This is a genomic window from Nocardia sp. NPDC005978 (assembly GCF_040614455.1).
Lineage (GTDB): Bacteria > Actinomycetota > Actinomycetes > Mycobacteriales > Mycobacteriaceae > Nocardia.
Genome location: NZ_JBEXUS010000169.1, coordinates 1 through 11799, shown reverse-complemented (window position 1 = coordinate 11799; position 11799 = coordinate 1). Strand labels below are relative to the sequence as shown.

Below are 11799 nucleotides of genomic sequence, written 5' to 3'. Positions count from 1 at the left end.
GCGGGCCCGCGGGCACCAGCGCGGCGCCGGTGCGGGCGGCCAGCGCCCAGTCCACCGCGCCGGTCAGCGCCGAACGGGAGCGGGCGCCGGTCTCGACCAGCACGCCGTCCCGATGCTCACCGGCGGGCACGCCCGGGGCCGAACTGTCTCGCGATTCGGTCATATTCAATCCACCCGTCAGGAGCAGCCACAATTGCGCAGGACCGCGGTGAAGGCGTCCAGGGCCGGACGGCTCGCTGCGGGGAGCCGCTGGTTCGACATCAGCGCGAAGGTGAGTACGCGCCCGTCGTTATCGAGCACATACCCCACCAACGAGCTTGCCACGTCCAGAGTTCCGGTCTTGGCGCGAACCCAGCCGGCGGCCGCGCGATTGCGCTCGGTGTAGCGCTCGGCCAGGGTCCCGGTGGCCCCCGCGACCGGGAGATAGTCCAGCAGCGCGGCGAGCGGATCCGCGGCGCCCGCGTCCGCGCCCGAAGTGGCTTGCGCACCAGCGTTGTACGGCAGCGCCGCGACCGCGACCAGGCGATCGAGCAGGCGCGGCGGAATCAGATCGTCGACCGAGAGGCCGCTGGTGTCGAACAGCGCGAGGCCCGTGGTGTCGAATCCGGCGGCGCGCAACGTGGTCCCCATCGCGGAGACAGTGCCGTCGAAGGACAGCTCCGCGCCGGCCGCCGCCGCGATCTCGCGCCCGATGGTCTCGGCCAGCACGTCGTCGGAATGAACCATCATGTCGCGCAGCCGATCCCGCAGCGGCGCGGAGTGCACCGCGGCGACCTCGACCGCACCCGGGGAAGCGGTGCCGATCCGGGTCTTGTCCGGGTCGACGCCCAGCTCCCGCGCCAGCCGCCGCCCGGCGTCCAGCGCGGGGGTGGTGGTGCGCGGGGAGTACTCGACCATCGGATCGAGCCGCCCGCCGTCGATCATCACCGATTCGATGGGCGCGATGGACCCGCCGCCGATATCGACCGGATCCCAGCCCTTGGCCAGGGTCGGCCCCGCGTACGCGGAGGTGTCCACCACGATGGTGTCGAACTTGCGGCCCGACTTCTTGATCTGCTGGACCAGGTCCGCGATCCGGGGACCGTTCTCGTAATACCCCTTGCCATCGGGCTGCGCGGTGAGCGTGGGATCGCCGCCGCCGACCAGCACCAGCTCGTTGCCCACCGTCCCGGCCACCACCCGGGTGGTCACCCGGTGATCCGGCGGCAGCGCCAGCAGCGCGGCGGCGCTCAGCAGAACCTTGGCGTTGGACGCCGGAATCATCGGCTTGTCGGGATCCATTGTCCAGAGCACGTTTCCGGTCTCGGCGTCGGTCACCGACGCCGCGAAGACACCCAGATCCGGCGTGGTCGACACCTGCGCCAGCGCGGCCGCCAGCCCGGCGGCCGAGGGCGCGGGCGCGGTCGCGGGCGCCGGGCTCACCTGCGGCATCGGTCGCACCGCCGCCGGCGCCGCGGCGATCGTCAAGCCACCGTGGCGAAACTCCTCGGTCCACGGCTGCACCGTCAGCACCACGGCCGTACCCGCCGCCAGCACGACGACCAGCACCGATGACACCACGATCCAGGTTTTGCGACGCCGCTTGGCTTCCAGCCCACCCATGTTCTGCTTGTTCCGAGCCACCTGCCGCCGTCTCCCTGATGTCTGCCACGGGCGTCGATGTCCGCCTCGGGCGTCCCTGCCGAACCCACGCACCCGGGTCCCACACTATCCTCGTTGCGCAGTCGTTCCCCCGAACGAGCTGGCGAGTCGGCAGCCCTACCGCCCACCGAAAAAGGAGATGACGTGGAGTTCGACGTCACCATCGAGATCCCCCGGGGTCAGCGCAACAAATACGAGGTTGATCACGAGACCGGACGCGTGCGGCTGGACCGCTACCTGTACACCCCGATGATGTACCCGGCCGACTACGGCTACATCGAGAACACCCTCGGCGGCGACGGCGATCCCCTCGATTGCATGGTGCTGCTGCCCGAGCCGGTCTTCCCGGGCGTGATCGTGGAGGCCCGTCCCGTCGGCGTGCTCATCATGAGCGACGAGGCCGGCACCGACGAGAAGCTCGTCGCGGTGCCCGCCGGCGACAAGCGCTGGAACCACATCCAGGACGTCGAGGACATCCCGGAGTTCCAGCGCAAGGAGATCTCGCACTTCTTCGAGCGCTACAAGGACCTCGAGCCCGGCAAGTGGGTCAAGGTCGAGGGCTGGGAAGGCCGCGAGAAGGCGGAGAAGCTGGTCACCGAGGCGTACGCGCGCCTGCAGGAGCAGGGCCACTGAGCACGCGCTGACACGACGAAGGGTGGCACGGAATTCCGTGCCACCCTTTCGTTTTCACGGCTACGAGAGTCGTTACTTCCCCTGGAAGCGCGGTGCGCGCTTCTCGAACACGGCCTGAATCGCCTCGGTCAGATCCTCCGAGGGCAGGAACGCCGAATTCCACGCCGACACGTAGCGCAGCCCGTCCGCGACCTTGCCCACCTTGGGCTGCTCGAGCACGTCCTTGATGCCCTGCACCACCAGCGGCGGGTTGTCCGCGATCTCGCGGGCCATGGCGTGCGCGGCCGCCAGCACGGCGTCCTGATCCTCGAACACGTCGTTGACCAGGCCGATCTTCTCCGCACGCGCGGCGTCGATGTCCTTGGCGGTGTACGCGAGCTCCCGCAGATGCCCCTCGCCGATGATGCCGGGCAGCCGGTGCAGCGACCCGATGTCCGCCACGATGGCGACCTTGGCCTCGCGCAGGCTGAACTTGGCGTCGGCGCTGGCCAGCCGGATGTCGGCGGCCGCGATCAGGTCCAGGCCGCCGCCGATGCACCAGCCCTGCACGGCCGCGATCACCGGCTTGGTGCAGGCCGCCACCGCGGTGACCGAATCCTGCATGCTGCGCACCTGCTTGAGGAAGTCGGTGCGCGGCCCGGCCAGCGCGCCACCGAGCAGCGGCCCGAAGACCGGCGCCATGGCGGGCAGGTCCAGCCCGTAGGAGAAATGCTTACCCGAACCGGCGAGCACGACGGCCCGCACCTCGGGGTCGGCGTCGAGTTCGCCGAAGATGAGCGGCAGCTCACGCCAGAAGTCCGGGCCCATGGCATTGCCCTTGCCGGGGCCGGTCAGCGTCACCGTCGCGACGTGGTCCTTGCTCTCGACCTCGAAAGCCTTCCAATCGGTCATCGGTCCAGCGTATCGGGGGTGCGGGCGGTCCGGGCGGGCGGTGTAAACCCTGTGCTAAATCTGCTGCGCCGCACTGGTTTCCGGCGGGTCGCGGGATCGAGGATTGACGGACCCTCGGAAAACCCGCCTCTACCTGTGGAGACCTTGATGTTGATGCATCACGGAATCGGCCTCGACCACTTCAATTCACTCCCCCGCCGCCGTGCGATCCACGCCCTCTACGAATGCTGCTGCAGCGTCACCTGGGCCGAGGAGATCGCCGACGGCAGACCCTATCCGGGCTACCAAGCCCTCCACACCGCCGCCGACGCCGAACTGCACGCCCTGTCCGCCGCCGGCCTGGCCGAAGCCTTCGATTCCTGTGCGCACGAATCCGTTTCGGAACGCTCCGTGATCGAGCTGGCCCGCATCACCCGTGCGCGCCTCACCCGCATGCTCGGACCGGAAGAGGGATATCCCGAATACTGAACCCCGGCACATCCACCGCAATCGCTCTACCCTTGTCCCATGCGCAGGTCCTTACCACCGGTCGCTGCCAGAGTCTCCGACACACTCATCGCCCGCGGGCATCACGGGGTGATCCTCACCCAGCCCCGTCCCGCACACACCGCGCAGGACGCCGCCCAGGCACTGGGGGTCGATCTGGGAGCGATCACCACATCCCTGGTCTTCCTGCTGGACGACGATCCGGTGCTGCTCCTGGTCTCGGGCGCGCACCAGGTGAATCTGGAAACGACCGGCCGAAGATTGGACGGGACGCTCTGCCGCGCCCCCGTCGCCATGGTCCGGCGGTTGACCGGGCAACCGGACGGCGGGATCGCGCCGGTCGGGCATCCGCTCAATCTGCCGACCTTCATCGATACCGCGCTGGCCGCCCACGGGGAGCTGTGGGCAGCCGGCGGGCATCCGAACACGGTCTTCCGCACCACCTTCGGCGAACTGGTGCGCATCACCGCCGGGCTGGCCATCGACGTGGACTGAAAGGGCGTAGGTTCGGAGCGTGACCGATTCTCCGACGCCCGGCGCCGAGCTCCATGTGCCCGACGACCTGAGCGGCATCACCGCCCAGCAGTACCGAGCCGCCATGCGGCACTATCCGGCGGGCGTCACCATCGTCACGCTGAACTCCGAGAACGGGCCGGTCGGTTTCACCGCGACCTCGTTCGCCTCGCTCTCCGCCCAGCCACCGCTCATCTCGTTCAACATCGCGGCCACCTCGTCGAGCATCGCCGCCATGACCAAGGCCGAATCCTTCGTCGTGCACTTCCTCGGCGAGCATCAGAAACACCTCGCGCAGCGCTTCAGCCGGTCCGCCGACGACCGGTTCACCGACCGTTCCCTATGGACGTCACTGGAGACGAGCGAACCGGTGCTGCACGGCACCCCGATCTGGGTGCGCGCGAACGTGCACCAGCTGATTCCGATCGGGGATCACACCCTCGTCATCGGACTCGTCACGCGGGTGCACGACAACACCGAGGACGCGCCCGCGGTCGGGCCGCTGGTGTACTACGACGGGGCATATCACCGCGCGGAGATCGCGGACTGATTTCGAGCCGTGCCGTGGCGGTTCGCCGCCACGCCGGTGCGCTGAACCGCCGCCACCGTGCGGGTGCACCGGGTCGCGAGGCCGTTCGGGTGCCCTAGGTCGCCGAGGCCGCGGTGCCCACGCCCAGGGCCGCGAGAATGCCCGCGCTCAACTGCTCCAGCCGGTCCCGCACCCGCGGTCGCTTCAGCAGTTCCACCGCCCGCGCGGCCGCCATGGCCAGCAGCACCATTTCGATTGCGGCGATGACGGATTCGATGGCGCCCAGGGCCAGGGTGTTCGCGAACGTCACCTCGGTGAGGAACTGCGGCAGCACCGCGAGATAGAAAAGCCCGACCTTCGGGTTCAGCACGCAGGACAGCAAACCGGCGGCGAATGCCGAGCGAATCGACGCCGCACGGCCCTGCGGGGCGGCCTGCGCGAGTTCGGACTCCGCCTCCCGCCGGGCCCGCCTGTGCGCGAGCAGCGCCCGAACGCCCAAGTACACCAGGTAGATTCCGCCGATCACCTTCAGCGCGCGATACGCGGTGGCCGACTGTTCCAGCAGCGCCGCGACGCCCGCCGCCACCACCAGCGCCCAGACTATGCCGCCCGCCGCCGAACCCGCCGCGGCCGCGATCGCCGGGCGCGGCCCAGCCATGGCGTAGCGCAGCACCAGGAAGGTGTCCGGACCGGGGGTCAGGGCCAGCAGCACGCACAACCCGATAAAGCTCAGCAGCAGAGCGGGACTCACTCACCCATGGCAGCGCATCACCGGGGTGAATGCAAGGGAATACCGCCATGGGTGAGCTCGGCGCGGGCCGCCGTCCGCCCTGATGAAACGGGCCGGCGGCCTTCCGGGCGGCCGGAATTCAGATTCGCGCGCCGAATTCCGTGCCCAGTTCACGGAACACGTCGGTGTTCAGGGAGAAGGCGAGGCGGGCCTCGTCCAGCACGCGCTCGACCTCGTCGCCGGCCAGCGGCAGCGCGTCCAGGCTCGCCCGGTACTCGCGCTTGAAGGCGGCCGGATTGGCGATCTCGTCGAAGACGTAGAACCGCACGCCGTCGCCCTTCTTGGGCAGGTTCCACAGTTTCTCGGCGGTGCCGCGAATGACCTGGCCGCCCGAGAGATCGCCCAGGTAGCGGGTGTAGTGATGCACCACGTAGCCGGCGGGCCAGGTCTGCGCGCATTCGCGCACCCGGGCCGCGTAGGCGGCGGTGGCGGGCAGCGCGGTCAGCTCATCGCGCCAGTTCGGGCCGCCCAGATGGACGAGATCGGTCTCCAGCGCGGCCAGGCGCGCCAGTTCCGGGCGGATGAACGGACCCGCCGCGGGGTCCGAAGCCAGTGCGGCCGTGTCCTTTTCGAGTGCCTCGTAGACGAACCACAGCTGCGAGGTGTACCGGTAGAACGCCTCGACGCCCAGCTGACCGGTGAGCAGGTCGCGCATGAACGTGGAATGCTCCGCCTCGGCGTGCTGCTGCTCGGTCGCGGTGCGGATGAGCGTCGAGAACGGTGTGCTGGTCTCCAACATGATCGAGCATCCTCGCTTCAACTCCCAGGGCGCACTACTTTGGCTACCCTAACTTCTACATCGACTGTACGGGTCAGCAACGTTCTCGCGATTCGACCTTTCCGCCCCTGCCCTTCCAACTTTCGGATGATTTTCCGGAAGGGCTTGACAATCCCGCCGAACGTCTGCCAGCCTTCTCAATCAGGTCATGAGTACCAGCGCAAAGCCCTGGCTAGCTGGTCGGCAACCCTCCTCCGCGGTGGGGTGCTCCAGGTGACGACCGGGCCGCCGCCCGACCGGGCGCGGCAAGCGCGGACTCTCGATCACCCATTCTGATCGCGCGTCCCTTGCCCCGATGGGATTTCGTGATGACTGCATTCGCCGACCGCTCCTGTGCCCCGCTCGCCACCGTCTCCGGTTGCGACCTGCGGGTTCCCCTCGTCCAAGGTGGCGAGACCGGCTACGCCAACTTCGACTACGCCGCCAGCGCACCGGCTTTGGCGCAGGTCACCGACCGCGTCGCGGCGCTGCTGCCGTACTACGCCAGCGTGCACCGCGGCGCGGGCTACGCCTCGCGCATCTCCACCGACTGCTACGAGGCCGCGCGGGGTTCGGTCGCCCGCTTCCTCAACGCCGACGACGACCAGGTCGTGGTGTTCACCCGCAACACCACCGACGCGCTGAACCTGCTAGCCGCCTGCGTGCCCGGTGACACCGTGGTGCTCGATGTCGAGCACCACGCCAACTTCCTGCCGTGGACCCGGCACGGCCGCCGGGTGGTACCCGCCGCGGACACCGTCGAGGAGACCATTCAGCGCGTGGTCGCCGAACTCTGCGCCAAACCCGCAGCGCTGCTGGCGATCACGGGCGCGTCCAATGTGACCGGCGAACTGCTCCCGCTCGAGCGGCTGGCCTGGATCGCGCATCAGTGCGGGACCCGCATCCTGGTGGACGCCGCACAGCTGGCCCCGCACCGGCGCATCGACCTGCGCGCCGCGGGCATCGACTACCTGGCCTTCTCCGGGCACAAGGCGTACGCGCCGTTCGGCGCGGGCGTGCTGGTCGGCCGCCGCGACTGGCTCGACGCGGCCGAGCCGTACCTGGCCGGCGGCGGTGCGGTGCGCGCGGTCAGCACGGACGGCGTGGAGTGGGCGCCCGCCCCACAGCGCCACGAGGCCGGGTCGCCCAACGTCCTGGGCGTGGCCGCGCTGGCGGCGGCCTGCGACGCCCTGGCCGGCCTGGACGAGACCGAGGTGCTCGAGCACGAGCGGTACCTCACGCACCGGCTGCGCTACGGCCTGAAAACCGTTCCGGGCGTGAACTTCCTGCGGATCTGGCGGGACAGCGCCGACGCGGTAGGCATCGTCGCGTTCACGGTGGAAGGCTTCGAACCCGGCCGGGTCGCGGCGTATCTGTCGGCCGAACACGGCATCGGGGTACGCGACGGGCGGTTCTGCGCCCACCCGCTGCTGGCCCGCCTCGGCGTGGACGCGGCGCTGCGGGCCAGCATCGGGCTCGGCACCACCGCGACCGATGTCGATCGCCTCGTGGACGCGATATCCACACTCGTCCACAAGGGCCCGGGCTGGGACTACGCCGAGACCGACGGCCAGTGGAACCCCGCCCCCGAAACCCGCCCCTTCGCCGCCACCGACGCGGGCGCGGCGCCCTGCGGGTTCTGACGTCCCGGCCGTGCGGTCGCATCGAAGTCGGATTCGGTGCGACCGCGCGCGGCGCGTGAATCACGGCCACCGGGAACAGGACCGGTTCGAGATCGCGGGTGCACCGCGATCCGATCCGTCGATGATCGCGCTACGGCACCAGGTACCGCGCGGCGAGCTCCTCCACCACCGGGTCGTCGTCGCCCACGGCGTTCAGCAGATCGAGATCGTCCTGCACGGACAGCTGCCGCCCGTCCTCCTGCTCGATGTCGGGCGGACCGTCCTCCGCCAACTGCCGGATCAGCTTGGCCCGCACCCGCTCCCGCAACGAATCGCTCATAGCGAGAGCATGCCCCGGCCGCCGGTTCTCATTCCCCCGGCACGCCGCCGGAGCCCGGCACTCGCTACCTGCGACGAGGCCCCGGCCCCAGCGCACCGCGGAACTCGATGCCAACCGGAATTCGATGCACCGCCGAGTTATCCACAGCTGTGCACAACCTGCCGACCGGCACTGAGCGCACGAAATGCCCGATACATCCCGTTCAAGAGGCGATCCGCCGACGAATCATCCACAGGTGCACGGTCCGCCACGACCCGTCTCTCACACCGGTGCGAGCCACGTCCCCCACGGGGTATTGCGCAGCACGGTGAAGGCGAAGAGCAGAACCAGGACTATCCACAGCGCGGAGCGCGGCAGCACCTTGGGTAGTCGAGGCTTCGGGTTGCCGCGCCAGGCGCGGACCAGCCACACGCTCCAGAAAGCGAGGAAGCCGAGCAGCAGCGGGACGATCAGCACGTTGCTCTGGATCGCGTCGAGCACCCGGCCGTCGGTCAGGTTGTGCAGGCCGCGCAGGCCGCCGCAGCCGGGGCACCAATATCCGGTGAGCACCTGGAAGGGGCACAGCCCCCACGATCCCTCCACGTGCGGATCGCGAAAATGCAGGGCCGCGAACCCCGCCGCCACCCCGGCGCCCACGAGCAACGGAAGGCCCACGCCCCACCGGTTGGGGCGGGTCCTGGATTCGAAGCCGAGAGCGGTGTCCACGAGCATCAACGTTAGCGGCGACCATCGGGACCTGCCAGGTCACCGTCGACTTCGCACCCCCGGGGACCGGAATCGGTGTGCGGGAAATTAATCGACTCGCACCCGGGCTCGGCTCGGCTCGGCTCGGACAGGGTCGGTCAGCGCAGCGGCACGCGGGTGCTGACCGGCGCGGTGAGCGCCCCCGCGAGCATGTCCACGATTTCTCCCCAGGCATCCACATCCCCCGCGGCGATCCGCCCGGCTTCCACCGCGCGCTCGTGATCGGCGAGCAGCGCGAACAGCGCCGTGGACAGCGCGCGCAACCGCCGCACCCGCAGGCGCGGGGTCAGCTCCGGCAGCGCACCGTCCAAGCGCTGCATGATGACTCGCACCGAGGTGCGCGCCTCGCTCTCCAGATTGCTCGCGTCGGTGACCGCCGGATGGGTGTGCACCTGCTCCAGGAAGCGCGCGTAGTGGTTGATCCCGTGCCGCTCCCCCAGCTCGAACATGGGGATGACCAGTGCCTCGAGCAGTTCGTGCACCCCGACTTCGGCGCCCGAACCCGCCTGCTCCGCAAGCAGTTCCAGCCGCCGCACCTCGAGGGTGCCCATCCGCAGTTCGACCACCGCTTCGATGAGCCCGTCCCGCGAGCCGAAGTGATACTGGATCGCCGAATTGTTCCGCTGCCCGGCCGCAGCGGCGATGTCACGCAGCGGCACGCTCTGCCCGCGCTCCGCGATCAGCCGTTCCGCCGCGAGGATGATCCGTTCCCGCGCCTCGGTCACCGCCACCGCCGCACCTCCCTCATCGCCAGCCGACCGCACTCCCGAGCACGGTTCCACCGTAAGCAGAATAGCCGCCACCAGCGCGGAAAGAACTCTTCCTTGACAGTTAAGCGAATGTTCTTAAAGCTTCGTGTGACCGTCATCACCGAGAGGGGACCGCACCCGATGATTCTTGATTCTTTCCGACTGGACGGCCGCGTGGCCATCGTGACCGGCGCGGGCCGCGGCATCGGCGCCGCCACCGCGCTCGCCCTCGCCGAAGCGGGCGCCGACGTGGCCCTGGCCGCCCGCACCCCGGCGCAGATCGAGGAGGTGGCGGGCAAGATTCGCGCCCTGGGCCGCCGGGCGATCACCGTGCCCGGCGACCTGTCGGACCTGTCGAACGTCACCGCCTTCGCGGACCGGGCCGCCGCCGAACTCGGCCGCCTCGACATCGTCGTCAACAACGTCGGCGGCACCATGCCGAACACCTTCACCACCACCTCGCCGCAGTTCCTGGAAGACGCCTTCCGCTTCAACGTCTCCACCGCGCACGCCCTCACCCAGGCCGCCGTCCCGCACCTGCTCGCGACCGGCGGCGGTTCGGTCGTGTCCATCTCCTCCATGCTCGGCCGCACCGCCGGCCGCGGCTTCCTGGCCTACGGCACCGCCAAGGCCGCCCTCGCGCACTGGACCCGCATGGCCGCCACCGACCTGTCCCCGCGCATCCGGGTGAACGCCATCGCCGTCGGCTCGGTGCTGACCTCGGCCCTGGACGTCGTCGCCCAGAACCCGGAGATCAAGGCCCGCATGGAGTCCGCGACCCCGCTCAAGCGCCTCGGCGAGCCCTGGGAGATCGCCGCGGCGATCGTCTTCCTGTGCTCCCCCGCCGGCGGCTACATCACCGGCAAGATCCTCGAGGTCGACGGCGGCATCGAGGCCCCCAACCTCGAACTCGGCCTGCCCGACCTGTGAACCGGAGTCCGTCATGACATATCGCGTAGTCCAATGGAGTACCGGCAACGTCGGCCGTCGCGCCCTGCGCTCGATCCTGGCCCGGCCCGAACTCGACCTGGTCGGCGTCTGGGTATCCGGCCCCGCCAAGGCGGGTAAGGACGCGGGCGAACTCGCGGGCCTGGACCGCGAAACCGGCATCCTCGCGACCACCGACGCCGCGGCCCTCATCGCCTTGAAACCGGACTGCATAGTCCACACCGCCATGGCCGACGACCGCCTCATGGAATCGGTCGAGGATCTGAAGACGTTCCTGCGCGCGGGCATCAACGTGGTCTCCAGCAGCCCAGTCTTCCTGCAATTCCCCTACGGGACCCTGCCCGACGAGGCCATCGCCCCCATCATCGAAGCCGCCGAGGCGGGCAACGCCTCGCTCTGGGTGAACGGCATCGACCCCGGCTGGGCCAACGACTGGCTGCCCCTGGTGCTCTCCAGCGGCTCGGAGCGGATAGACGCCATCGTCTGCTCGGAGATCATGGACTACTCCACCTACGACAACCCCAAGGTCGTCTTCGACATCATGGGCTTCGGCAGCGCCCTGGACGACCTGCCCCTGCTCCTGCAACCCGGCGTCCTCACCCTCGCCTGGGGCAGCGTCATCCGCCAGCTCGCCAACGCCCTCGATGTCGAAATAGACACCGTGACACAGCATTTCGAACGCGTCCCGGCCACCGAACCGATCAAGGTCGGCGACCGGGTCATCGAACCCGGCACCGCCGCGGCCCTGCGCTTCCAACTGCACGGCGTCCGCGGCGACCGCACCTTCCTGACCCTCGAACACGTCACCCGCCTGCACCCCGACCTGGCCCCCGACTGGCCCCAACCGGCCGGAAAGGGTTGCTACCGAGTGGAAATCAAGGGCGAACCCGACTACACCCTGGACCTGCAGCTCTACAGCAACGGCGACCACGCCGAAGCGGGCGTGGTAGGCACGGCGGCCCGCCTGGTCAGCGCGGTCCCCGCGGTGGTCACGGCCCGCCCCGGCCTCCTGACCGCCACCGACCTCCCCCTGACGACCGGCCGCGGCCTGTTCTCCTGACCGGTCCGCCGGATCCATCCCCACCCGTCCCGGGCCTGTGCACAACACCCGAAAACCCGCCCCACCGCACGAAAAGGCCCCCGATACCGAGGTATC

General features: G+C 69.6%; 14 protein-coding genes and 1 riboswitch. Of the genes, 7 read left to right on the top strand and 7 right to left on the bottom strand.

Annotated elements, in window-relative coordinates:
* Positions 1-177: 177 nt before the first annotated feature.
* Positions 178-1602: a D-alanyl-D-alanine carboxypeptidase/D-alanyl-D-alanine-endopeptidase gene (gene dacB / locus ABZ319_RS38310; protein WP_354991492.1), complete on the bottom strand. Its 1425-nt coding sequence runs from the start codon at positions 1600-1602 to the stop codon at positions 178-180.
* 183 nt (positions 1603-1785) lie between these two features.
* Between dacB and ppa the strand changes: the two genes are divergently transcribed.
* Positions 1786-2274, top strand: a complete 489-nt coding sequence (gene ppa / locus ABZ319_RS38305) for an inorganic diphosphatase (RefSeq protein ID WP_354991491.1) — start codon at positions 1786-1788, stop codon at positions 2272-2274.
* 72 nt (positions 2275-2346) lie between these two features.
* On the opposite strand, the gene ABZ319_RS38300 is transcribed toward ppa, so the two are convergent.
* Entirely contained in the window at positions 2347-3165 is an 819-nt protein-coding gene (locus tag ABZ319_RS38300) for a crotonase/enoyl-CoA hydratase family protein (RefSeq protein WP_354991490.1), read from the bottom strand.
* A 147-nt stretch (positions 3166-3312) separates the two neighbouring features.
* On the opposite strand from ABZ319_RS38300, the gene ABZ319_RS38295 reads away from it, so the two are divergent.
* Genes ABZ319_RS38295 through ABZ319_RS38285 form a run of 3 tightly spaced genes read left to right on the top strand, consistent with a single transcriptional unit; the run spans position 3313 to position 4714 of the window.
* Entirely contained in the window at positions 3313-3633 is a 321-nt protein-coding gene (locus tag ABZ319_RS38295; protein WP_354991489.1) for a 2-oxo-4-hydroxy-4-carboxy-5-ureidoimidazoline decarboxylase, read from the top strand.
* A gap of 39 nt (positions 3634-3672) precedes the next feature.
* Entirely contained in the window at positions 3673-4146 is a 474-nt protein-coding gene (locus ABZ319_RS38290) for a YbaK/EbsC family protein (protein ID WP_354991488.1), read from the top strand.
* Positions 4147-4165: 19 nt separating this feature from the next.
* Positions 4166-4714 (top strand): flavin reductase family protein, encoded by a 549-nt coding sequence (locus ABZ319_RS38285; RefSeq protein ID WP_354991487.1) that lies wholly within the window; start codon positions 4166-4168, stop codon positions 4712-4714.
* Positions 4715-4808: 94 nt separating this feature from the next.
* Here the strand turns inward: ABZ319_RS38285 and ABZ319_RS38280 are convergent, their stop codons facing one another.
* Both ABZ319_RS38280 and ABZ319_RS38275 read right to left on the bottom strand, forming a co-directional pair.
* Positions 4809-5444 (bottom strand): LysE family translocator, encoded by a 636-nt coding sequence (locus ABZ319_RS38280; protein WP_354991486.1) that lies wholly within the window; start codon positions 5442-5444, stop codon positions 4809-4811.
* A gap of 118 nt (positions 5445-5562) precedes the next feature.
* Positions 5563-6222 carry a biliverdin-producing heme oxygenase gene (locus ABZ319_RS38275; protein WP_354991485.1) on the bottom strand — a complete coding sequence of 220 codons (660 nt, stop codon included), beginning with the start codon at positions 6220-6222 and terminating at the stop codon, positions 5563-5565.
* Between the two features lie 183 nt (positions 6223-6405).
* Positions 6406-6519: riboswitch (SAM riboswitch) on the top strand.
* A 50-nt stretch (positions 6520-6569) separates the two neighbouring features.
* On the opposite strand from ABZ319_RS38275, the gene ABZ319_RS38270 reads away from it, so the two are divergent.
* The gene (locus tag ABZ319_RS38270) at positions 6570-7883 is read left to right on the top strand and encodes an aminotransferase class V-fold PLP-dependent enzyme (RefSeq protein ID WP_354991484.1); all 1314 of its coding nucleotides are present in this window, start codon (positions 6570-6572) and stop codon (positions 7881-7883) included.
* Positions 7884-8013: 130 nt separating this feature from the next.
* Here ABZ319_RS38270 and ABZ319_RS38265 read toward each other — a convergent pair whose 3' ends face one another.
* From ABZ319_RS38265 to ABZ319_RS38255, 3 genes are all read right to left on the bottom strand, one after another.
* Positions 8014-8202: a hypothetical protein gene (locus ABZ319_RS38265; RefSeq protein WP_354991483.1), complete on the bottom strand. Its 189-nt coding sequence runs from the start codon at positions 8200-8202 to the stop codon at positions 8014-8016.
* A 261-nt stretch (positions 8203-8463) separates the two neighbouring features.
* On the bottom strand, positions 8464-8907 hold the full coding sequence (locus ABZ319_RS38260) for a DUF2752 domain-containing protein (RefSeq protein WP_354991482.1): 444 nt from the start codon (positions 8905-8907) through the stop codon (positions 8464-8466).
* A gap of 137 nt (positions 8908-9044) precedes the next feature.
* Positions 9045-9677, bottom strand: coding sequence for a TetR family transcriptional regulator (locus tag ABZ319_RS38255; protein WP_354991481.1), 633 nt, complete (start codon positions 9675-9677; stop codon positions 9045-9047).
* Positions 9678-9836: 159 nt separating this feature from the next.
* Here ABZ319_RS38255 and ABZ319_RS38250 point away from each other — a divergent pair, with 159 nt between their 5' ends.
* A complete protein-coding gene (locus tag ABZ319_RS38250) occupies positions 9837-10625 on the top strand; it encodes an SDR family oxidoreductase (protein ID WP_354991480.1) in 789 nt (262 codons plus the stop codon).
* A 13-nt stretch (positions 10626-10638) separates the two neighbouring features.
* Entirely contained in the window at positions 10639-11703 is a 1065-nt protein-coding gene (locus ABZ319_RS38245; RefSeq protein ID WP_354991479.1) for a diacylglycerol kinase, read from the top strand.
* Positions 11704-11799: the final 96 nt, after the last annotated feature.

Bases quoted from the DNA above. Each gene is read 5' to 3' on its own strand.
- dacB (WP_354991492.1), bottom strand. From the start codon at position 1,602: ATGGGTGGGCTGGAAGCCAAGCGGCGTCGCAAAACCTGGATCGTGGTG.
- ABZ319_RS38300 (WP_354991490.1), bottom strand. From the start codon at position 3,165: ATGACCGATTGGAAGGCTTTCGAGGTCGAGAGCAAGGACCACGTCGCG.
- ABZ319_RS38295 (WP_354991489.1), top strand. From the start codon at position 3,313: ATGTTGATGCATCACGGAATCGGCCTCGACCACTTCAATTCACTCCCC.
- ABZ319_RS38290 (WP_354991488.1), top strand. From the start codon at position 3,673: ATGCGCAGGTCCTTACCACCGGTCGCTGCCAGAGTCTCCGACACACTC.
- ABZ319_RS38275 (WP_354991485.1), bottom strand. From the start codon at position 6,222: ATGTTGGAGACCAGCACACCGTTCTCGACGCTCATCCGCACCGCGACC.
- ABZ319_RS38270 (WP_354991484.1), top strand. From the start codon at position 6,570: ATGACTGCATTCGCCGACCGCTCCTGTGCCCCGCTCGCCACCGTCTCC.
- ABZ319_RS38265 (WP_354991483.1), bottom strand. From the start codon at position 8,202: ATGAGCGATTCGTTGCGGGAGCGGGTGCGGGCCAAGCTGATCCGGCAG.
- ABZ319_RS38250 (WP_354991480.1), top strand. From the start codon at position 9,837: ATGATTCTTGATTCTTTCCGACTGGACGGCCGCGTGGCCATCGTGACC.
- ABZ319_RS38245 (WP_354991479.1), top strand. From the start codon at position 10,639: ATGACATATCGCGTAGTCCAATGGAGTACCGGCAACGTCGGCCGTCGC.